This is a genomic window from Streptomyces sp. NPDC107522, assembly GCF_055657525.1.
This window is the reverse complement of sequence record NZ_JBVKAU010000002.1, coordinates 883816-904902: the sequence shown is the minus strand read 5'-3', so window position 1 is coordinate 904902 and position 21087 is coordinate 883816. Positions and strand designations below refer to the sequence as shown.

Genomic DNA, 21087 nt, shown 5'->3' with positions numbered 1-21087 from the left:
GCCGTGGTCACACGGGACGCGCCCGTCCCGCCCAGTACGGGTCCCGCAACCGCCGCTTGTACAGCTTGCCGTTGGGGTCGCGCGGCATCTCGGTGATGAAGTCGACGCTCTTGGGCCGCTTGTAGCCGGCGAGTTGATCGGCGCAGTGGTCGAGGATCGCCGCGGCGAGGGCAGGGCCCGGTTCGTGACCGGGGGCGGGCTCGACGACGGCCTTGACCTCCTCGCCCCAGTCGTCGTGCGGGATGCCGAAGGCGGCGGCGTCGGCGACGGCGGGGTGTTGGAGCAGCACGGACTCGATCTCGGCGGGATAGATGTTCACCCCACCCGAAATGATCATGTCGATCTTGCGGTCGCGGAGGAAGAGGTAGCCGTCCTCGTCGAGGTAGCCGAGGTCGCCGACGGTGAAGAAGTCGCCGATGCGGTTCTTCTTCGTCTTGGCCTCGTCCTTGTGGTACGCGAAGCCGCCGGTGTTCATCTTCAGGTAGACGGTGCCGAGTTCGCCGGGCGGGAGCCGGTTGCCGTCATCGTCGAAGACGGCGAGTTCGCTGATGGGCCAGGCCTTGCCGACGGTGCCGGGCTTCTTCAGCCAGTCCTCCGCGGTGGCGAAGGCTCCGCCGCCCTCACTGGCCGCGTAGTACTCCTCCACGCACGGGCCCCACCAGTCGAGCATCGCCCGCTTCACGTGGTCGGGGCAGGGGGCGGCGCCGTGGATGGCGTGCCGCATGGAGGAGACGTCGTAGCGGGCCCGCACCTCCTCGGGCAGGGCGAGCAGGCGGTGGAACTGGGTCGGGACCATGTGGGTGTGGGTGCACTTCTCACGGTCGATCAGGCGGAGCATCTCCTCGGGCGTCCACTTGTCCATCAGCACCAGGCGGTGGCCGATGTGCAGGGACGCGCCCGCGAACTGGAGGACGGCCGTGTGGTAGAGCGGCGAGCAGACCAGGTGCACGTTGTCGTCGAAGGGGCGGATGCCGAAGATGCCGAGGAAGCCGCCCAGGTACGCCTCCTCGGGGAGCTTGCCGGGCAGGGGGCGCCGGATGCCGCGCGGGCGGCCGGTGGTGCCGGAGGTGTAGTTCATGACCCAGCCGAGGGTGCGGTCGGCGGGCGCCGACTCCGGTTGCCCGTCGAGGAGTTCGGCGTACGGCCGGAAGCCCTCGACCGTGCCGATCGCGTACCGGTGGCTCGCGGGCAGGCCTGCCTCGTCGGCGGCGTGGCGGGCCGGGGCGGCGAAGCGTTCGTGGGCGAGGAGCACCTTGGCGCCGGAGTCGGCGACGATCCAGGCGATCTCGGGGCCGACGAAGTGGTGGTTGATGGGGACCAGGTAGAAGCCCGCCTGGCTGGCGGCGAGGTAGGCGGTGAAGAACTCGGCGCTGTTGGGCAGGACGACCGCGAAGGCGTCGCCGCGTTCCAGGCCGGCCGCCCGCAGCCCGTGGACCAGGCGGTTGGCGGCGGCGTGCAGACGGCCGGCGGTCCACTCCTCGCCGTCGGGGGCGACGAGGACGGTGCGGTGGGGGTCGGCCGCGGCCTGGGCCCAGAAGCCTGCCGGAGGTGTGCTGGTGCTCGTCACTCGCCGCTCCTTCCTGCTATGCGGTTGATGCGCTCGACGGCTCGCTCGAAGCCGCGGGTCAGGTCGTCGAACACGGCCTGGACGCTGCGTTCGCTGTTCATCCGGCCCACGATCTGGCCGACAGGGGTGCCGAGCAGTGGCTCGACCTCGTACTTCTGTATGCGTGAGACGGCTTCGGCGACCAGCAGACCCTGCAGGGGCATGGGCAGGGTGCCCGGTCCGTTCGCGTCGTCCCAGGCGTCGGTCCACTCGGTGCGCAGTTGGCGTGCGGGCTTGCCGGTCAGGGCGCGGGAGCGCACTGTGTCGCCGGATCCGGCGGCGAGCAGTTTGCGGGTCAGGCCGGGCGAGTGGAGGTCGGCTTCTGTGGTGGTCAGCCATATGGAGCCCAGCCACACGCCCTGGGCGCCGAGGGTGAGTGCGGCAGCCACCTGTTGGCCGCTTCCGATGCCCCCGGCCGCCAGTACGGGCAGCGGGTCGACCGCCTCCACGACCTCCGGTGTCAGCACCATGGAAGCGATCTCCCCTGTGTGGCCGCCCGCCTCGTAGCCCTGGGCGACCACGATGTCGATGCCGCGCTCCTTGTGCTTCACGGCGTGCCGGGCGCTGCCCGCGAGGGCGGCGACGAGTACACCCCGCTCGTGGGCGCGGTCCACCACATCCGCGGGGGGTGAGCCGAGGGCGTTGGCGAGCAGCCTGATCGGGTAGTCGAAGGCGACGTCGAGCTGGGTGCGTGCCACCTGCTCCATCCAGCCGGTGATGCGCCAGCCGGACGCCTCCCCCTCGGCCAGTTCGGGCACGCCGTACTTGGCGAGAGTGTCCTGGACGAACTGCCGGTGCCCTTCGGGGATCATCGCCTCGACGTCGGCCTCTGTGACGCCCTCCACCTTCTTCGCGGGCATGACGACGTCCAGGCCGTATGACCTGCCGTCGACATGTGCCTCGATCCAGTCGAGGTCGCGCTTGAGGTCGTCGGGGGCCGTGTAGCGGACCGCGCCGAGCACTCCGAAGCCGCCGGCCCGGCTGATGGCCGCGGCGACGGCGGGGAACGGCGTGAAGCCGAAGATGGCGTGCTCGACTCCCAGTCTCTTGCTCAACTCCGTCTGCATGGGCGCAGGATGCCGGAGTCCTTCGGAGACCGGAAGGGGTTTCCTGATGACCCGTCAGTTTTCTGCTCGCCTCGTGGAACGCACCCACCTCATTGACACGACCGGCACCCGACAGCAAGGTTTCACGATGACCGATGAAGTGGCCCCCAGACCTACCCGCCGCCAGCTGGGCACCTGGGCTTTGAGCGGCGCCCTGGTCCTCGCACCCTTACCCACCGCCCCGGCCGCAGCCGCCCCCACGTCCACTCACCTCACTCACCCCACTCTCCGCCACGGCTCCCCCGAGCGCGCCGGTCTCCTCCCCGCCCACCTGCGCCGGCTCGTCACCGACGCCGAGGCGTTCCTCGGCCCCTCCCCCAAGCACCCCTGGTACGCGGGCGCCGTGCTTCTCGCCGGGCGCGGCGGCACCGTGGCCCTGCACCAGCCCATCGGGACGGCGGTGCGCTACCGGGCGTACGACGAGAAGACCGACACCGGCGTCGAGTTCCCGGCCGACCAGCAGATCGCGATGGCCGAGGACACCGTCTTCGATCTGGCCTCGGTGTCCAAGCTGTTCACCTCGATCCTCGCCGTGCAGCAGATCGAGCGGGGTGCGCTCGGGCTGGAGGCGACGGTCACCTCCTACCTCCCGGACTTCGGCCGTGCGGGCAAGCAGGACATCACGATCCGTCAGCTCCTCACCCACACCTCGGGATTCCGCGCCTGGATCCCGCTGTACAACGCGCCGACGTACGAGGAGAAGCTCCAGCTCATCTGGAACGAGGCGCCACTGAACCCGCCGGGCACCAAGTACCTCTATTCGGACCTGAACCTGATCTCCCTGCAGCTGGTCCTGGAAAAGATCACCGGCCGCACGCTCGACACCCTGCTCCGCGACGAGATCACCGCCCCGCTCGGCATGCACCGCACCCGCTACAACCCGCCCGCCGCCTGGAAAACGAAGATCGCCGCCACCGAGGACGCCCGCAAGCCCTGGTCCGGTCTGGACCGGGGGCTCGTGTGGGGCGAGGTGCACGACGAGAACGCCTTCAGCCTCGGCGGGGTCGCGGGCCACGCCGGCGTGTTCTCGTGCGCCTGGGACCTCGCGGTCCTCGGCCGGACGCTGCTCAACGGCGGCGTCTACGGCAGGTGCCGCATCCTGGAACCGGAGTCGGTGGAGCTGATGTTCACCGACTTCAACACCGCCTTCCCGGGCGACGAGCACGGCCTCGGCTTCGAGCTCTACCAGCACTGGTACATGGGCGCGATGGCCACGCCGCGCACCGCGGGGCACACCGGCTTCACCGGCACCTCGCTGGTCCTCGACCCGACGACCGACTCCTTCCTGGTCGTCCTGGGCAACTCCGTCCACCCCGTGCGCAGTTGGCGCTCGGGTTCCGCGCCCCGGGTCGCCGCCGCCGACAACATGGCCCGCGCCGTACCGGTCCGCCCACGGCACGGTCGTACCGCATGGTTCTCCGGAATGGCGAACGCCACCACCGCCACCCTGTCGCTCCCCGCGCTCGACACGTCCTCGGGCCACCCATGCCTGCGCTGCTCCCTGTGGTGGGACACCGAACCGCAGTCGGACCTCCTCGCCCTGGAGACGAGCGGTGACGGCGGGACAACGTGGCAGCCGCTGGCCTTCACGACCACCCGCCACGGCGACCGACCCCAAGAGCACCCGACCGGCACGGTCACCGGCTGGTCGGGCCGCGTCTGGCACCGGCTCACGGCAGATCTGCCCGCCGCACGGCAACTCGTGCTGCGCTGGCGGTACGCGACGGACCGGCTGTACGTCGGCCGCGGGGCCTACGTCGACGGGGTGCGCGTCGAGACGGCCGACGGGGTCCTCTTCGACGATGCGCGCCCTGCGGACAGGGCGCGCATCGAGACGAAAGGGTGGACTCCGTCGGCCGACTGAGGCACTCCTCGCGACTGGACGGCTACTCGCTGAAGACGGCCTTCTGGACGTCGTTCGGTCCGTCGAAGCGGTCACGCTTCATGCCGTCGAGGCGGCTGACGATCTTCTCGTCGGCGTGGTTCTTGCGGGCTCGCTCCACCAGGTGCTGCTTGTCGGTCGGGTAGTCGGCGCCGCGGAGGGCCTTCTGCAGGTCAGTAGGACTGAGATCGGCCATGACAGCCTCCCCCTGAGTAGAGGTGATTCGAGCGAATTGTCCGTTCCGCCCAGTACCCCTCCTCGCAGGAGGCATGTACGTCACTCCTCGACGGCTTGGAGGACGGCCATCGCGGCGTTGTGCCCCGGCACCCCGCTCACCCCTCCCCCACGCACCGCGCCCGCCCCGCACAGCAACACGTTCGGGTGCCGCGTCTCCACGCCCCACCGTCCGGTGTCCTCCCGGGCGTAGGGCCAGGCCAGCTCCCGGTGGAAGATGTTGCCGCCGGGCAGGAGCAGGTCGCGCTCGAGGTCCAGCGGGGTCTTGGCCTCGATGCAGGGGCGGCCGTCGGCGTCGGTCGCCAGGCAGTCGGCGAGCGGCTCGGCGAGGTGGGCGTCCAGCTGGGCGAGTGTCGACTTCAGCAGCTCATCGCGTACGGCGTCGTTGTCGCGTGCGAAGAGCCGGGCCGGTGTGTGCAGGCCGAAGAGGGTGAGGGTCTGGTAGCCCTGGGCGACGAGGCCGGGGCCGAGGATCGTCGGGTCGGTCAGTGAGTGGCAGTAGATCTCGGACGGCGGCGCGGCGGGGAGTTCCCCGGCGGAGGCCTGGGCGTGGGCGGCGGCCAGCTGGTCGTAGCCCTCGGCGATGTGGAAGGTGCCGGCGAACGCCTCGCGGGGGTCGACGGAGCTGTCGCGCAACCGGGGCAGCCGCTTGAGCAGCATGTTCACCTTGAGTTGGGCGCCCTCCGCGGCGGCGGGGGGCGTGTCGCCGGTGAGGGCGGCGAGTTCCTGCGGGGAGGCGTTCACCAGGACGTGCCGGGCGGTGGCGACGCCCTCGCTGTCCGCCGTGCGATAGGTGATCTCCGCCGTACGGCCGTCCGTGTCGATGCGTACGGCCTCGTGGCCGGTGGCGATGGCCGCGCCCGCCTGGCGGGCCGCCGTGGCCAGGGCGTCGGTGAGGGCGCCCATGCCGCCGACGGGGACGTCCCAGTTGCCCGTGCCGCCGCCGATCACGTGGTAGAGGAAGCAGCGGTTCTGCTTCAGCGACGGATCATGGGCGTCGGCGAAGGTGCCGATGAGCGCGTCCGTCAGGACCACGCCCCGCACCAGGTCGTCCGCGAAACGCTCCTCGATCGCGGCGCCGATCGGCTCCTCGAAGAGGGTCCGCCAGGCCTCCTCGTCGTCCACCCGGCGGCGCAGCTCCTCGCGGCTCGGCAGGGGCTCGGTGAGCGTCGGGAACACGCGCCGCGCGACCTCGCCGGTCATGCCGTAGAAGCGCTGCCAGGCCGCGTACTCGCGCTCGCCGCCCGTCAGCCGGGCGAACGCCTCCCGGGTGCGCCGCTCGCCGCCGCCCACCAGCAGGCCGGTGGGCCGTCCGTCCCGTTCGGCGGGCGTGTACGAGGAGACGTTGCGGGTGCGGACCCTGAAGTCCAGGCCGAGATCCCGGACGATCTTCTTCGGCAGCAGGCTGACCAGGTACGAGTAGCGCGACAGCCGCGCGTCGACGCCGGCGAAGGGGCGCGTGGACACGGCGGCGCCGCCGGTGTGGTCCAGCCGCTCCAGCACCAGCACGGACCGTCCGGCCCGGGCCAGGTAGGCGGCGGCGACCAGGCCGTTGTGGCCTCCGCCGACGATGACGGCGTCGTAGGTGCGGTGTCCCGGGGATCCCTCGTGTGCGGCCATGGTTCTTCGTAACACGTGATGATCTAGGTCGGCCAGAGGTGCGGGCGTCCGGAGTCACCCGCCCCCGGTCGCCCGCTGCTGCCGCAGCACCGCCACCCTCCGGTACAGCTCGACCGCCTCCGCGCCCCGCCCGAGCTGCTGCAGGCAGTGGGCCTCGTCGTTGCGGCTGGCGAGGGTGTCGGGGTGGTCGGCGCCGAGGACGCGTTCGCGGGCGGCGGCCACCCTGCGGTACTCGGTGAGCGCGTCCGGCCAGCGGCCCAGCCAGCCGAGGCTCACGGCGACCTCGCGCCGGCTGACCAGGGTGTCCGGGTGCTCGGGGCCCAGCACGCGCTCCCGGATCGCGCACACGTCGCGGGACTCGGCGAGCGCCTCCTCCCAGCGGCCGAGGCGGCCCAGGTTGACGCCGAGGCCGTGGCGGGCGCGGAGGGTCTCGGGGTGGGCGGGGCCGTGGACGCGGGTCCGGTCGTCGATGAGTTCGCGGTAGAGCTGGAGCGCCTCCGCGCTGCGGCCCAGGCGGCCGAGGCTGATGCCGACCTCGTAGCGGGCGGCGAGGGTGTCGGGATGGTCGGGGCCGAGGGCCTGGGCGCGGGCCTCGGCGACCTCCCGGTAGGTGTGCAGGGCCTCCGCCCAGCGGCCCAACTGGCCGAGTGCGTAGGCGACTTCGTAGCGGGTGACCAGGGTGTCGGGGTGGTGCGGCCCCAGTACGCGGGCGCGGGCCGCGGCGACCTCCGCGGCCATGCGGTACGAGTCCTCCAGGCGGCCCAGCCTGCTGAGGTTGAACGCGAGATTGTGTCGGCAGCGCAGGGTGTCGGGGTGATCGGCGCCCATCGTGCGCTCACGGGCGGTGAGGACGGACGTGTAGACCTGGTGCGCGTCGAAGTGGCGGCCCAACTGGCCGAGCACGTACGCCATTTCCTGGCGGGCGGCGAGCGTGTCGGGATGGTCGGGGCCGAGGGCGAGGCTGCGGGCGCGGGCGACGTGCTTGTACTCGCGCAGCGCGTCGGCGGCGCGGCCGGTGCGGCTGAGGGTGAAGGCGAGTTCGTAGCGGCTGGCGAGGGTGTCGGGGTGGTCGGCGCCGAGGAGGTGCTCACGCTCGACGGCGACGGCCCGGTGCACTTCGCCCGCCTCGGCCCAGCGGCCCAACCGGCCGAGGCTCAGCCCGGCGTTGTGCCGGCCGGCCAACGCGGTGAGCGTCGCCGCGGACGGGGCGGGCGGTGCTTCCGGTACGGCGGTCTCCTCGGGCCTGCCGGTGGCCGGGCGGGGAATCCACTCGCCGGTGAGGCCGGCCGCGGCGTCGGGGGGTGTGGTGCGCAGCCCGGCGCCGGTGGCCTTGTGGCCGGTGGTCATGCCGCGGGTCCAGGACGGCAGGCGGGTTTCGCGGGCCACCGGCTCCGGGGGCCGCAGGGCGGGCCGAGGGCTCACCACGGTCGGCACATACGTCGGCGTCGTACGGCCCAGGCCGATCCGGCGGCCCAGCTCGCGGGCGTCGTGCGGGCGTTCCTCGGGCCGTTTGGCCAGCAGGTCGAGGATGATCCGCTCGAAGTACTCCGGCAGTTCGGCGCGGTGGCTGCGCGGCGGACGGGGCGGGGTGTCACGGTGGCCGACGAGGATCGCCCAGGGGTCGTCGAGGTCGAACGGCGGTACGCCGGTGGTGATCTCGTACAGCACACACCCCAGCGAGTACAGGTCGCTGCGCTGGTCCACCTCCTCCCCGCCGATCTGCTCCGGTGACATGTAGTGCGGGGTGCCCATCGCGATGCCGGTGCCGGTCAGGCGGGAGGTGAAGCCGATGTCGTGGCCGAGGCGCGCTATGCCGAAGTCGCAGATCTTCACCGTGCCGTCGCCGAGCCGCATGATGTTCGCGGGCTTCAGATCGCGGTGGACGATGCCCTGCTGGTGGGTGTAGGCGAGGGCGGCGGCGACCTGGTCGGCGATGTCGACGGCAGCGGAGACGGGCAGCGGGTGGTGCTTGTTGTCCTCCAGCAGCTGGCTGAGGTTGCGGCCCTCCAGCAGCTCCATCACCAGGAACAGCACCCCGTCGGACTCGCCGAAGTCGTGGACGACGGTCACCCCGCGGTGCTGAAGCGCCGCGGCCACCCGGGCCTCGCGGCGAAACCGCTCCCGCAGGACGCGGGTGAAGGACTGATCGTGCTGCGGCCCCAGCGGCTTGAGGCACTTGACGGCGACCTGCCGGCCCAGCGACTCGTCGCGCGCACGCCACACCTCGCCCATACCGCCGCGCCCGATCAGATCGAGCAGCCGGTACCGGCCCTGGATCAGCCTGCTGTCCCCCATCGTCCGCGATCGCCCCCCGTCACGGTCCGCCCCACCCTCCCCCGGCTCGTCCAGTATGGCGAGCTATCGTCCGAGTTTGTACGGTGCCGGGCGCGAGCCCGGGCCGAGCCGGGCCATGGCGCGCAGGATGTGTTTGGGCGGGAGTTGCCACCGCAGACGTGCGGGAATGCAGCGCAGCAGGGTGCCCGTGGCACGCAACTGACGGGTGACAGTGGCGGGTTTCGGGGCCGGTCTGCCGTACAACTCGTGGGCGTACGGCGGCAGGGCGGCGTACGCCAGCTGCGCCACGCGCCGCCACAGCACCTCGCGCGCCGGGACGAGGAGGGGATGCGTCGGCGGGCGGAGCAGGAAGTCGTCCACCGCGCGTGCCCCGGGCCCGCACGCGAGCTCGGGGCGCACCTTCTCGAAGTACGCCGTCATCTCCTCCTGGTTCGCCGGTACGGCATCGCAATCCAGGCCCACCAGGCGGGCGCCGACGCGCTGTTCGGCGATGTAACGGTCGGCCTGCGCGTCCGTGAGGCGGAGCCCGGAGCGCCGGGCGACCTGCAGATAGGAGTCGATCTCGGCGCAGTGCACCCACAGCAGCAGTTCGGGTGCGTCGACGCCGTACCGCTCGCCCGTGTCCGGGTCGGTGGCGCTCAGCATGCTGTGGATCTTCCGCACCCGGGCGCCGGCCTTCTCGGCGGCGTCGGTGGTGCCGTAGGTGATGGTGCCGACGAAGTTCGCGGTGCGCAGCAGGCGGCCCCAGGCGTCCTTGCGGAAGTCGGAGTTCTGCATGACACCGCGTACCGCGCGCGGGTGCAGGGCCTGGAGGTAGAGCGCACGGATTCCGGCGACCCACATCATGGGGTCGCCGTGCATCTGCCAGGTCACCGAGGCGGGGCCGAACAGCCCCGGGTCGGCATCGGTCATGCGGCCCACCTCCGCGTACGCCCGTTCGACCACGATCCCATGCTGCGAATGCGGGGTCGAGGGGCCGGTTCGGGAGCCGCCGTCACCGGTTCTGCCCTGCGTCGAAGTGGGCCGTGGCCAGGACGGCGCCGTCCGCGTCCAGCAGCCGGGCACCGGACACCGTGGCCGGGTCGACTCGTGTGGGGGCTCCCCAGTAACCCCGGCCCGCGTCGTCGAGGGCGAACTCCCCGATGGAGACCGACGTGCCGTCCGTACGGTCCAGTCGGCAGCTGACCTTTCCGGCCTCCGGGTATCCGTCGCGCGGGCCTGCGGCCTCGGGCTCGTCTCCGGCCTGGGAGTCGGATCCAGACCCCTCTCGTGCCTGCGAGTCGGATCCGGACCGCTGTCCTGCCTGCGGGTCGGATCCGGACCAGTCCCGGCCGAGGTGGACCGACATGTAGACCCAGCCCGGAGATCCGGTATAGGCGAAGATCCGGCCGACCGGGCGGCGGTCGGGGGTCAGCAGAGATGCCGCGAGCAGGTCGTCCTTCGACCCGGGGGGCTCCGAACTCCGCGAGGCGGGAGCCGACGCGCCCTCGATGGCCGTACCGACGGCCCAGCCGCCGAAACCGAACCCGAGGGCGATCGCGGCGGCGGCCCCGACCGCCACGCCCGCCCTTGGCCGCCGCCGTCGCGCCGGCCGGCTCAGGCGCAGCCCGTCCATCACCCGTGTCTCGAAGCCGGCGGGCGGCTCGCTGCCCGGCACGAGGGAGAGCAGTCCGTCCGCGACGAGCGTCAACTGCTCGACGTGCTCCCGGCAGGCGGGGCAGCGGTCCAGGTGGGCGATGGCCTCGGCGCGCTCCTGACCGGGGAGGACTCCCAGCGCCAGCTCGTCGGCGACGGCCCCCAGCCATACGCAGTCCCTGTCAGTCATGATCGGCTCGCTCGGGTCCCAGAACCGTCCGCAGTTTCCCCATCGCCGCCCTGATCCGTGTCTTCGCCGTGCCCAGGGGGATGCCTTCGAACTCGGAGATCTGCCGTGCGGTCATCCCGTAGATCCCGGCCATGACCACGGCACGCGCCTGCTGACGCGGCAGGCCGGCCACCGCGTCCCGTATCCGGGACGCCGCGTCGTCGGCCAGGGCCCACTGTTCGGGCGTCCGGGTCACGATCCCGAGCAGAGGGTCGAGGTCCTCGGGGGAGACCGGGGTCGCGTTGCGCGCGCGGACGGCGTCGATCGCCAGGTTGTGCGCGATGGTCCCCAGCCAGGTCTTCACCGATCCGCGCCGGGAGTCGTAGACCTGCGCGTGCCGCCAAGCCCTTTCGAAGGTCTGCTGGGCGATGTCCTCGGCGAGCTGGGGGTCGTCCACGACAGCGACGGCGATACCGAAGACCATGCGCTGGAACCGGCGGACGAACGCGAGGGCGACCTCCGGGGCGCCGGTCGCCATTCCCGCCAGCAGCGCCTCGTCCGACAGCCGCCCGAGGGGGAGGCCCGATCTCCGCATACCACTGGATACGGCGAACCTCGCCGAACGGATTCCCCCGCTTCCCCGCGGGATCACGGCCCCATTCTCCCGCTTGCCCCCGCTTGCCGGAAATCCCCTGGCGCGGTCCGTCCGTACCTCTGGGCAGGAACGATTTCTCACGGAGGGCCGAGACATGGCGACGACGCTCAGGACGTTCGTGCGCAGGAACGCCGGGCTCGGGCTGGCCGCCGGAGCACTGGCGGGAGTCCTCGTGGCGTGCGGAGGCGGGGACGACAACGGTGGTGGCTCGTCCTCGACAACCCCGGAGCAGAGTGGCAAGCCGGGGACCACCCAGGTGAACGTCAAGATGACCGACTTCAGGATGCAGCTGTCCAAAACGACGCTGGAGGCGGGTGACTACACCTTCGTCGCCAAGAACGAGGGACACCACGACCACGCCCTGGAGATCGAGGGCTCCGGAACGGAGGAGGAGACGCGGACGCTGGAACCCGGAGAGTCGGCGCGCCTCACCATCACGCTGAAGGACGGCACGTACGAGGTCTACTGTCCCGTCGACGGGCACAAGGACATGGGCATGAAGACCGAGCTCACCGTCGGTGGCAGCGCCTCACCGGGCGGCGGCACCGACACGAACGACCGCAATGGCTACTGAGCGCACGATCGCGCTCGTCGCCCTGCGGCTGGCCGCGGCGGGAGCGACCGTGGCCATGGGCGCGATCCACCTCCACCTCTGGTACGACGGCTACCGGTATCTGGACACGATCGGCACCTTGTTCCTGCTGAACGCGATCGGGGCCGGGCTGCTCGCGTTGTCGCTGCTGATCACGCCCACCCGCCTCTTGCCGGCCCTCGCGACGCTGGGAGCGCTCTTCACGGCCGGCACACTGGCGGCCCTGATCGTGAGCCTCACCTCCGGTCTCTTCGGGTTCGAGGAGACTCTCGAGGCGAACCTGGTCAAGCCGACCCTCGCCGTCGAAGCCGCGGGGTGCGTGCTGTTGGTGGCGCTGGCCTTGCTGAGCAGACGCGGACGGACATGACTGGTGGTTCCCGCTGTCAGAAGTTGACGTCACATCTTCACTGAGTGATGCGGGCTGGTGGCGGCAGTCCGTCGTCCACCGCGCGCGGGGCGGCGGTAACCCCGGCGGAAGGCTGCGTTGTCCCTGCCGACTGGTGGGTGCTACCCCGCCATGTGGCTGGAGCTGCCGTCCGTCGGGCCGCCGGGGCTCTGGATGGCTTTAGGGTCGATGCGGCATGGGCCGAACGGCATGAACGTAGATGAGGCGGAGCGCGCGTGATCCGGGTAGTGGTCGTGGACGACGAGGCACTGGTCCGCTCCGGCTTCGGGCTCATTCTGGGCGCGGCCGAGGACATCGAGGTCGTCGCGACCGCGAGCGGGGGCGAGGCCGTGGAGACCGTCCGCCGGGAGCGGCCGGATGTGGTGCTGCTGGACATCCGGATGCCGGACGTCGACGGGCTCACCGTCCTGCGCGAGCTGCGGACGGGGCCGGATGCTCCGGTGGTGGCGATGCTGACGACGTTCGACGCGGACGAGTACATCCTGACCGCGCTGCACTGCGGTGCGGCCGGTTTCCTGCTCAAGGACACCGAGCCGGAACAGCTCGCCCAGCTGGTGCGCACCTTGGCGGCGGGCGGCGTGGTGCTCTCCCCCAAGGCGTCGCGGACCCTGCTGCACAGCCACCCCGGCACCGAGGCCGCTGTCGACGAGGAGGCCGCCCGGGTCCGGCTGCTCACCGCCCGGGAGCGCGATGTCCTCGTCCTGGTGGCGGAGGGGCTGTCGAACGCCGACATCGGGGCACGCATCCACCTGGGCGCCGGCACGGTCAAGGACCATGTCAGCGCGATCCTCACGAAGCTGCGGGTGACGAGCCGGGTGCAGGCCGCGCTGTTGGCGCAGCGGGCCGGTCTGCTGGACGAGCGGCCGCGGCCGCAGGCCGGGCGATGAATCGCGCCCGCGCGCTGTGGGAGCGGGTTCCCGCGCCGGTCGTCGACCTCGCCCTGGTGGTGGCAGCGGCCGTGGACGTGTGGCTGAACCTGTGGGACGACACGCGCCTCGGTGTCGCGCTGGCCACGCTCGGCTGCGCCGCGTTGGCCTTCCGGCGCCGGTTCCCGCTCGGCGTGTTCCTGCTCACGCTGCCCATCGCGCTGACGCAGCCCGTCGCCGTCGCTCCGCTCGCGGCGCTGTTCACGCTGGCCGAGCGTTCTCGCAACCGCCCTCTCCTCGCGGTGTGCGCCGCCCTGACCGCCGTCGCGAACAGCACTCCGTGGCCCCTGGCCGGCCTCACCGAGGTCGGCCGGACCATGACGCTGGTCACCTTCGTGTACAGCCTGGCGACCGCCGCCGCGCCGGTCCTCATTGCACAACTTCTCCAGGCACGCCGGGACTTGGCGCAGCGGCTGGTCGAGATCGAGGAGGCCAGGGAGCACGAGCGGGCCCTGCACGCCCAGGCCGTACTCGCCCGCGAACGCGCCCAGCTGGCCCGCGAGATGCACGACGTGGTCTCACACCAGGTCAGCCTGATCGCCGTAAGGGCCGGAGCCCTGCAGGTCGTCACCAAGGACACGGACGCCAAGGAGGCAGCCCGCACGATCCGTTCGCTGAGCGTCACCACGCTCGACGAACTGCGCACCATGGTCACGCTGCTGCGCGCCTCCGGCGGCCACGCCACCGAGCTGACTCCGCAACCCACCCTGGCCGACCTGCGCAAACTGGTGGAATCAAGCGGCACTGACGCGGAGTTGTCGGGTGAGCTTCCGGCCGCCGTGGGCACACCCGCGCAACGGGCCCTCTACCGCACGGTCCAGGAGGCGCTGACCAACGTCCGCAAGCACGCCCCCGGCGCCACGGCCCGCGTCGAGTTGTGGCAGGACGGCGACGGCATCGGAGTGACCGTCACCAACACCCCTCCCACACGTCCCTCCCTGTCCCTGCCCGGTTCGCAGCAGGGCTTGGTCGGTCTGCGGGAACGGGCCGAGATCCTGCACGGATCCCTGGAGTCGGGGCCGACCGCGGCGGGCGGCTACCGGGTGCGCCTGCGGATTCCCCTCAGCGCGGACTGACCGACCCCTCATGCTGTCCCGTCGGCTTGCGGCTCACGAGGCCCACTCACTGTCCCCGGCCGGCAACGAGAAAGGGGGCGCCGGCGCCCTGGACCGTGCTCTGACGAATGCGCCCGCCGTCAGAGCACCCAGCAGGGATTGGGGACGGCTTCTCAGCGCCGCACCCTCGGCATCCCCAGACCGATCCAGGAGATGATCTCCCGCTGGATCTCGTTGTTGCCGCCGCCGAAGGTGAAGATGACGGCCGAGCGGTAGCCGCGTTCCAGCTCGCCGTGGAGCACCGCGCCCGCCGAGCCCTCTTTGAGCGCCCCTGGTGCGGCGACGATCTCCATCAGCCAGGCGTACGCGTCCCGGCGTGCCTCGGAGCCGTACACCTTGACGGCGGAGGCGTCCTGCGGGGTGAGGGTGCCGTCCTGGACGGCGCTGACCATCTGCCAGTTGAGGAGCTTGAGGGCGTCGAGTTTGGTGTGGGTCTGGGCGAGGCGGCGGCGCACCCAGGGCAGGTCGATCACCCGGCGGCCGTCGGCGAGCTTGGTCTCCATGGCCCAGCGCTGGACGTCGTGCAGGGCACGGATGGCCATGGTGCCGTGGGCGGCGAGGGTGACGCGCTCGTGGTTGAGCTGGTTGGTGATCAGCCGCCATCCCTGGTTCTCGGCGCCGACGCGGCGGGAGACGGGGACGCGGATGTTCTCGTAGTAGCTGGCCGTGGTGTCGTGCGAGGCGAGGGTGTTGATCAGGGTGCAGGAGTAGCCCGGGTCGGTGGTCGGGACGAGGAGCATGGTGATGCCCTTGTGCGGCGGGGCCTCGGGGTCCGTGCGGGTGGCCAGCCACACCCAGTCGGCGGTGTCGCCGTTCGTGGTCCAGATCTTCTGGCCGTTGACGACGTACTCGTCGCCGTCCCTGACCGCGCGCGTCCTGAGCGAGGCGAGGTCCGTCCCGGCGTCGGGCTCGCTGTAGCCGATCGCGAAGTCGATCTCACCGGAGAGGATCTTCGGTAGGAAGTACGCCTTCTGCTCCTCCGTGCCGTACTGCATGATCGTCGGGCCGACGGTGTTGAGCGCCATCAGGGGCAGGGGTACGCCCGCCTGGGCAGCCTCGTCGAAGAAGATGAACTGTTCCATCGCGGTCAGGCCGCGTCCGCCGTACTCCTTGGGCCAGCCCACGCCGAGCCAGCCGTCGGTGCCGAGCCGCCGGATCGTCTTGCGGTAGTGGCGCTTCTGGGCCGCCGGGTCCGTGAAGCGGGAGTGCGCGAGGTCCGGCGCCAACTCGGCGAAGTAGTCGCGCAGTTCGCTGCGCAGCACCTGCTGCTCGGGCGTGTATTCGAGGTGCACGGCGCCTCCAGGCTCCCAAGGCCGGTCCTGACGGCGCACACCGTAGAACGTGTTTCAGAAATTGGGAATGGCGACGCCGGGAATGCCGGCCGTGGGCCTGACGCGAAGCTCGGTCGAGCGTGCCCATGGGCCTGACGCGCACCCTCGTTCGAGCGGTGCCATGAAACTGGCGCGAGGCCTCAGTCCAGCGTGGCCATGAAGTCCGTGCAGGCCCGTGCGCAGTCCCGGCAGGCCTTCGCCGCCTCCTCGGCGCCCGAGTGCCGGTCGAAGACGTGCGCGCACTCCAGGCACACGGCCCGGGTCCACTCCAGCTGGGCGCGCAGGGCTGCCTCGTCCAGCAGGTTCTGTTCGGCCAGCACACGACAGGTGGCGTCGCACACTTCGGCGCACAGGATGCCCTTGCGCCGCAGAAGTTCCTGTTCCTCCGTCCCGTCCGGGTCCCACAGGCTCGCACGCAGGGCGCAGGCACGGGCGCACTCCGTGCAGGCCTGCGCGCATGCGAAGCGGTCCTCCAGGAACTGGACGAGCTCTTGCTGGGTCGTCGTCTGTGTCACACCGGTCGGGTAGCCGGTCCGGGGGTGCCCAAACCCGGTGCTCGCAGGGGGTCCGGCCGGTTATGCGCGCCCCGCGCCGGGCACTCGGTCGGCCCGTGCCACGACGACGGACGGAGGTGTCCCGATGCCCGGACGACAGGAACTGCCGTCGACCCTGGAGCGCTCCCCGAAGGACGCGCAGCGCACCTGGATCAAGGCGCACGACTCGGCCGTCGAGCAGTACGGCGAGGGCGAGCGGGCCCACCGGGTGGCGTTCGGCGCGCTGAAGCACAAGTACGAGAAGGTCGGCGACCACTGGCAGCGCAAGGAGGGCGGCCGCAAGGGACCCTCGGACCCCCAGTCGGCCCGGCCCCGGCAGCAGGGCGGCCGCAGCGGCGAAGGCGTCGACGAGCAGGCCTCGAAGCAGCACCTGTACGACCTGGCCCGCGATCTGCACATCGACGGACGGTCCCGGATGTCGAAGGGGGAACTGCTCGACGCGATCCGCAAGGCGAACCGCTCGAAGACCCGCGCGGCCCGATCGGGATGATCGGGTTCACCCGGGGTGCCGGGGGTACTCGCGGGCCATGGATACCGCTTGGATGGACATCGCCGCAGCCAGGGGCGCACTCGCCGCCGGACTGCTCGTCGCGGGTGTGGTCGTCGTGGCGCTGCTCGTCGGCGCCTTCGTCCTGGGCATCCGTGTCAGGCGCCGGGAACCGCGTCCGCCGCGCCCGGAGGAGCAGCCCCGGCTGCCCGCCGAGGGACCGGTCGGTGAGGTCCGGGAGCAGCGGGAGCCCGCAGAGGTGCCGAGGAGCGACCACCGGGTCACCCCGCACGATCTGCCGGCCCACGGCAACATCCCCTCCCGCCCGAGCCCGTCGAAGAAGCGGCCGCGCTGGGACGAGGGTGGCAGCGGGTCGTTCGGCAGCGGCGGCACAGGCGGTACATGACGCCGGTGGCCCCGCCCCGGGGCCGCCGTACGCGTCGCACCTGTCGCACCGAGGGAAGTGAGAACATGGCCGACCCCGCGCGCCACACCCTGCCGCTGCCCGACTACGACCACCTGCCGATCGGCGGCCTGGAGAGCCGCGTGCGGTCGCTGACCGCCGGAGAGGTCGAGGAGCTGCTGGCCTACGAACGGTCCCACGCCGACCGGCTCGCGGTGATGGAGGTGCTGGCCAACCGACTGGAGCAACTCCAGGCCGGCGCCGAGCCGACATCGGGCGATCCCGGCGCCCTGCGCCCCGAGAGCAGTGCCCGTCAAGGGGGCTCCCCGGTGTCCCCCGCGACCTCGCCGCAGCCCTTCAGCCCGCCTCCGCACGGCACTCCCGACCAGCGGGGGAAGCCGAAGGGTGATCGTACGTGACGGTCCGTTTCCCGGCGCGGGTGCGGGGGCACTCGTGATCCGTGCTGTGGAGGAGGAGAAGGGCCCGTGCCGGAGCGCGGGCCCGTCGTGCCGCTGAACGCACCGCCGACTACGTCGACGGACGACTGCCGCTCTCCGAGGGCGGCGGTCTGCTGCGCAAGGCCTTCCCCGACCACTGGTCCTTCCTGCTGGGCGAGATCGCCCTGTACAGCTTCGTCGTCCTGCTGCTGACGGGGATCTGGCTGACGCTGTTCTTCCACCCGTCGATGACGGAGGTCGTCTACCACGGTTCGTACCGGCCGCTCGACGGGACGCTCATGTCGTCCGCGTACGAGTCCACGCTGGACATCAGTTTCGATGTGCGCGGCGGCCTGCTGATCCGTCAACTGCACCACTGGGCGGCTCTGGTGTTCCTCGCCGCGATCGGGCTGCATCTGCTGCGCATCTTCTTCACGGGCGCGTTCCGCCGGCCCCGCGAGGTCAACTGGCTGATCGGCGTGACCCTGTTCCTGCTGGCGCTGGCCGAGGGATTCGCCGGCTACTCGCTGCCGGACGACCTGCTGTCGGGCACCGGGCTGCGGATCGCCCAGGGCATCATGCTGTCGATCCCGGTCGTGGGGACGTATGTGAGCATGTTCGCCTTCGGCGGGGAGTTCCCGGGCGAGGAGCTGATCCCACGGCTGTACTCGCTGCACATCCTGCTGATCCCCGGGCTGCTGCTCGCGCTGGTCTCCGTGCATCTGATCCTGGTCTTCTACCTCAAGCACACGCAGTGGGCGGGCCGCGGCCGCACGAGCCGCAATGCGGTGGGCAAACCGATGTTCCCCCAGTTCACGGCGACGTCGGGCGGGCTGTTCTTCATGGTCTTCGGTGTGCTGACACTGCTCTCCGGGGTCGCCCAGATCAACCCCATCTGGGCGTACGGCCCCTACCGCGCGGACGTCGTGTCGACGGGTTCGCAGCCGGACTGGTACGTCGGCTTCCTGGAGGGGTCGCTGCGCCTGGTGCCGCCCTGGGAGACGGCGGTCGCGGGGCACACGGTGATGTGGAACGTGCTGCTGCCCGCGGTCGTGCTGCCGGGCCTGTTGTTCGCGGTGCTGTACGCATATCCGTTCGTCGAGCGGTGGGTGACCGGCGACCGCGACGAGCACCATCTGTGCGACCGGCCGCGGGACCACCCCGTGCGTACGGGGCTCGGGGTCGCGGCGGTCAGCTGCTACGGCGTTCTGCTGGCGGCCGGCGGCAATGACATCATCGCCGACACCTTCGCCATCTCGGTGAACGCGCTGACCTGGGTGTTCCGTATCGCGTTCGTGTTGCTGCCGCCGCTCGCGTTCCTGGTCACCAGGCGGGTCTGTGTGGCGCTGCAGGAGAAGGACCAGGAGCGGCTGACGGAGGGCGAGGAGACCGGCGAGGTGCGGCAGACCATCGCGGGCGGGTACGAGGAGAGCCACGAGCCGCTCGACGAGGAACGGCGGTACGTGCTGAAGAGCTACGGCTACCGCGTCGAGGAGGAACGGGAGCCGTCCGCGGATGAGGTGGAACGCTGACGGTCCCGGTCCGCGTACTGGAAGACCATGCCGAACACCCCGTGACCGAGCACACCGACGCCCAGCAGGAACAGCCACAGACCGTAGACCACACCGAGCGCCGCGAGGACGGATCCCAGGGCGGTCGTGATCGGCCAGGGGCTGTGCGGCGGGAAGAAGTCGAGCGGGCCGGCCGTGTCGGCGATTTCGGCGTCCTGGCGGTCCTGGGCGCGCAGGCCACGCCTTCGGTACTGCATGTGCAGGAAGAACGCGACGAGCGCGGCCATCAGGAAGGCGACGACCAGTACGGCGGTTCCGGCGGGTTCCTTGGAGCGCCAGCCGTAGCCGACGGCGGTGACGAGGAAGAACCCCGCGACGCCGATGAACAGTCGGGATTCGGTCCGCATCAGCCCTCCTTGGCGATGTCCGGGTGGTGCAGGTCGAACGCCGGGGACTCGGAGCGGATCCGGGGCAGCGCCGTGAAGTTGTGGCGCGGGGGCGGGCAGGAGGTGGCCCATTCGAGGGAGCGGCCGTATCCCCAGGGGTCGTGCTCGGCCACCCTCGTGCCGTGGTGGGCGGTGCGCCAGACGTTGTAGAGGAACGGCAGGGTGGACAGGCCCAGCAGGAACGCGCCGATGGAGCTGATGGTGTTCAGCAGCGTGAAGCCGTCCACGGCCAGGTAGTCGGCGTAGCGGCGGGGCATGCCGCTCTCGCCGAGCCAGTGCTGGACGAGGAACGTCGTCTGGAAGCCGACGAAGAGGGTCCAGAAGTGGATCCTGCCGAGGCGTTCGTCGAGCATTTTGCCGGTGATCTTCGGCCACCAGAAGTAGAAGCCGGCGAACATCGAGAACACGACGGTGCCGAAGAGCACGTAGTGCAGATGGGCGACGATGAAGTACGTGTCGGTGAGGTGGAAGTCCAGCGGCGGTGAGGCGATGAGCACGCCGCTCATGCCACCGAGCAGGAACGTCACGAGAAACCCCGTCGCCCACAGCATCGGTGTCTCGAAGGACAGTGAGCCCTTCCACATGGTGCCGATCCAGGCGAAGAACTTGATGCCGGTCGGCACGGCGATGAGGAACGACATCAGGGAGAAGAACGGCAGCAGCACGGCGCCGGTCGCGAACATGTGGTGGGCCCACACCACGGCGGACAGCATGGTGATGACGATGGTGGCGCCGATGAGGCCGAGGTAGCTGAAGAGCGGCTTGCGGCTGAACACCGGGATGATCTCGGAGATGATCCCGAAGAACGGCAGCGCCACGATGTACACCTCGGGGTGGCCGAAGAACCAGAACAGGTGCTGCCACAGCAGTGCGCCGCCGTTGGCGGCGTCGTAGATGTGGGCCCCGAACTTGCGGTCCGCCTCCAGGGCGAGCAGGGCGGCGGTCAGGACGGGGAACGCGGGCAGGACGAGGATCGAGGTGAACAGCACGTTCCAGGTGAACAGCGGCATCCGGAACATGGTCATGCCGGGGGCGCGCAGGCACAGGATGGTGGTGATGAAGTTGACCGCGCCGAGCGTGGTGGACACACCGGTCACCACCAGGCCCATGGTCCACAGGTCCCCGCCCGAGCCGGGTGTGCGCACCGCGCTGTTGAGGGGCGCGTAGGCGAACCAGCCGAAGCTGGCGGCTCCGCCGGGCACGAGGAAGCCGGACACGACCATCAGGCCGCCGCCCAGGTACAGCCAGTACGACAGGGCGTTCAGCCGCGGGAAGGCCACGTCCGGGGAGCCGATCTGCAGCGGCATGATCGCGTTGGCGAACCCGGCGAACAGGGGGGTCGCGAACAGCAGCATCATGACGGTGCCGTGCACGGTGAACAGCTGGTTGTACTGCTCGCTGCTGAACAACTGCAGCCCGGGGCGGGCCAGTTCGGCCCGCATCAGCAGCGCGAGCACGCCGCCGAGCAGGAAGAAGCCGAAGGCGGTCGTCAGGTAGAGGTTGCCGATCACCTTGTGGTCGGTCGTCGTCGCCCACCGCACCAACGCCCGGCCGAGTCTCCTGCGCGGCCGGGGCGGCGTGGCCTGCGGCCGCCCGGTCCTGCTGTCCACCGCCATGCGCCGCTGGGTACCCCTGTGGCGGGGGCGTCAGTCCTGCGCCCCGGGGCATTCACCCGTG

The 21087-nt window shown here is 71.1% G+C and carries 21 protein-coding genes; 9 read left to right on the top strand and 12 right to left on the bottom strand.

The window, feature by feature from the left end:
- Window positions 1-7: 7 nt before the first annotated feature.
- The gene (locus tag ACZ7L6_RS09360; RefSeq protein WP_471921514.1) at window positions 8-1567 is read right to left on the bottom strand and encodes an acyl-CoA synthetase; all 1560 of its coding nucleotides are present in this window, start codon (window positions 1565-1567) and stop codon (window positions 8-10) included.
- The gene (locus ACZ7L6_RS09355) at window positions 1564-2673 is read right to left on the bottom strand and encodes an NAD(P)H-dependent flavin oxidoreductase (RefSeq protein WP_471921512.1); all 1110 of its coding nucleotides are present in this window, start codon (window positions 2671-2673) and stop codon (window positions 1564-1566) included. The genes ACZ7L6_RS09360 and ACZ7L6_RS09355 overlap by 4 nt, the downstream gene beginning before the upstream one ends.
- Window positions 2674-2800: 127 nt before the next feature.
- Between ACZ7L6_RS09355 and ACZ7L6_RS09350 the strand changes: the two genes are divergently transcribed.
- Entirely contained in the window at window positions 2801-4576 is a 1776-nt protein-coding gene (locus ACZ7L6_RS09350) for a serine hydrolase domain-containing protein (protein WP_471921510.1), read from the top strand.
- 22 nt (window positions 4577-4598) lie between these two features.
- On the opposite strand, the gene ACZ7L6_RS09345 is transcribed toward ACZ7L6_RS09350, so the two are convergent.
- From ACZ7L6_RS09345 to ACZ7L6_RS09320, 6 genes are all read right to left on the bottom strand, one after another.
- Window positions 4599-4790: a DUF2795 domain-containing protein gene (locus ACZ7L6_RS09345; protein ID WP_471921508.1), complete on the bottom strand. Its 192-nt coding sequence runs from the start codon at window positions 4788-4790 to the stop codon at window positions 4599-4601.
- Window positions 4791-4870: 80 nt separating this feature from the next.
- Complete coding sequence (locus ACZ7L6_RS09340; protein ID WP_471921506.1) at window positions 4871-6448, bottom strand: phytoene desaturase family protein; 1578 nt, start codon at window positions 6446-6448, stop codon at window positions 4871-4873.
- A gap of 54 nt (window positions 6449-6502) precedes the next feature.
- Entirely contained in the window at window positions 6503-8743 is a 2241-nt protein-coding gene (locus tag ACZ7L6_RS09335) for a serine/threonine-protein kinase (RefSeq protein WP_471921503.1), read from the bottom strand.
- 63 nt (window positions 8744-8806) lie between these two features.
- Window positions 8807-9655, bottom strand: a complete 849-nt coding sequence (locus ACZ7L6_RS09330; protein ID WP_471921500.1) for an oxygenase MpaB family protein — start codon at window positions 9653-9655, stop codon at window positions 8807-8809.
- Between the two features lie 82 nt (window positions 9656-9737).
- Window positions 9738-10568, bottom strand: a complete 831-nt coding sequence (locus ACZ7L6_RS09325) for a hypothetical protein (RefSeq protein WP_471921498.1) — start codon at window positions 10566-10568, stop codon at window positions 9738-9740.
- A complete protein-coding gene (locus ACZ7L6_RS09320; RefSeq protein ID WP_471921496.1) occupies window positions 10561-11142 on the bottom strand; it encodes an RNA polymerase sigma factor in 582 nt (193 codons plus the stop codon). Before ACZ7L6_RS09320 ends, ACZ7L6_RS09325 begins: the two co-directional genes overlap by 8 nt.
- A gap of 154 nt (window positions 11143-11296) precedes the next feature.
- Here ACZ7L6_RS09320 and ACZ7L6_RS09315 point away from each other — a divergent pair, with 154 nt between their 5' ends.
- The 4 genes from ACZ7L6_RS09315 (at window position 11297) to ACZ7L6_RS09300 (ending at window position 14202) form a co-directional block, all read left to right on the top strand.
- Window positions 11297-11776 (top strand): cupredoxin domain-containing protein, encoded by a 480-nt coding sequence (locus ACZ7L6_RS09315; protein ID WP_471921494.1) that lies wholly within the window; start codon window positions 11297-11299, stop codon window positions 11774-11776.
- Window positions 11766-12161, top strand: coding sequence for a hypothetical protein (locus ACZ7L6_RS09310; RefSeq protein WP_471921492.1), 396 nt, complete (start codon window positions 11766-11768; stop codon window positions 12159-12161). Before ACZ7L6_RS09315 ends, ACZ7L6_RS09310 begins: the two co-directional genes overlap by 11 nt.
- Before the next feature lie 254 nt (window positions 12162-12415).
- Window positions 12416-13087 carry a response regulator gene (locus ACZ7L6_RS09305; RefSeq protein WP_471921490.1) on the top strand — a complete coding sequence of 224 codons (672 nt, stop codon included), beginning with the start codon at window positions 12416-12418 and terminating at the stop codon, window positions 13085-13087.
- On the top strand, window positions 13084-14202 hold the full coding sequence (locus ACZ7L6_RS09300) for a sensor histidine kinase (RefSeq protein WP_471921488.1): 1119 nt from the start codon (window positions 13084-13086) through the stop codon (window positions 14200-14202). The genes ACZ7L6_RS09305 and ACZ7L6_RS09300 overlap by 4 nt, the downstream gene beginning before the upstream one ends.
- 152 nt (window positions 14203-14354) lie before the next feature.
- Here ACZ7L6_RS09300 and ACZ7L6_RS09295 read toward each other — a convergent pair whose 3' ends face one another.
- Both ACZ7L6_RS09295 and ACZ7L6_RS09290 read right to left on the bottom strand, forming a co-directional pair.
- Window positions 14355-15533 (bottom strand): acyl-CoA dehydrogenase family protein, encoded by a 1179-nt coding sequence (locus tag ACZ7L6_RS09295; RefSeq protein WP_471921486.1) that lies wholly within the window; start codon window positions 15531-15533, stop codon window positions 14355-14357.
- A gap of 179 nt (window positions 15534-15712) precedes the next feature.
- Complete coding sequence (locus ACZ7L6_RS09290) at window positions 15713-16087, bottom strand: four-helix bundle copper-binding protein (RefSeq protein WP_471921484.1); 375 nt, start codon at window positions 16085-16087, stop codon at window positions 15713-15715.
- 124 nt (window positions 16088-16211) lie between these two features.
- Between ACZ7L6_RS09290 and ACZ7L6_RS09285 the strand changes: the two genes are divergently transcribed.
- From ACZ7L6_RS09285 to qcrB, 4 genes are all read left to right on the top strand, one after another.
- The gene (locus ACZ7L6_RS09285) at window positions 16212-16616 is read left to right on the top strand and encodes a ChaB family protein (RefSeq protein WP_471921482.1); all 405 of its coding nucleotides are present in this window, start codon (window positions 16212-16214) and stop codon (window positions 16614-16616) included.
- A 37-nt stretch (window positions 16617-16653) separates the two neighbouring features.
- Entirely contained in the window at window positions 16654-17019 is a 366-nt protein-coding gene (locus ACZ7L6_RS09280; RefSeq protein WP_471921480.1) for a DUF6479 family protein, read from the top strand.
- Window positions 17020-17084: 65 nt separating this feature from the next.
- Window positions 17085-17435: a DUF8129 domain-containing protein gene (locus ACZ7L6_RS09275; RefSeq protein ID WP_471921478.1), complete on the top strand. Its 351-nt coding sequence runs from the start codon at window positions 17085-17087 to the stop codon at window positions 17433-17435.
- A gap of 41 nt (window positions 17436-17476) precedes the next feature.
- A complete protein-coding gene (qcrB, locus tag ACZ7L6_RS09270) occupies window positions 17477-18985 on the top strand; it encodes a cytochrome bc1 complex cytochrome b subunit (protein ID WP_471921476.1) in 1509 nt (502 codons plus the stop codon).
- Here qcrB and ACZ7L6_RS09265 read toward each other — a convergent pair.
- Entirely contained in the window at window positions 18934-19371 is a 438-nt protein-coding gene (locus ACZ7L6_RS09265; RefSeq protein ID WP_471921474.1) for a cytochrome c oxidase subunit 4, read from the bottom strand. The genes qcrB and ACZ7L6_RS09265 overlap by 52 nt on opposite strands.
- Window positions 19371-21026: an aa3-type cytochrome oxidase subunit I gene (ctaD, locus tag ACZ7L6_RS09260; protein WP_471921472.1), complete on the bottom strand. Its 1656-nt coding sequence runs from the start codon at window positions 21024-21026 to the stop codon at window positions 19371-19373. The genes ACZ7L6_RS09265 and ctaD overlap by 1 nt, the downstream gene beginning before the upstream one ends.
- Window positions 21027-21087: the final 61 nt, after the last annotated feature.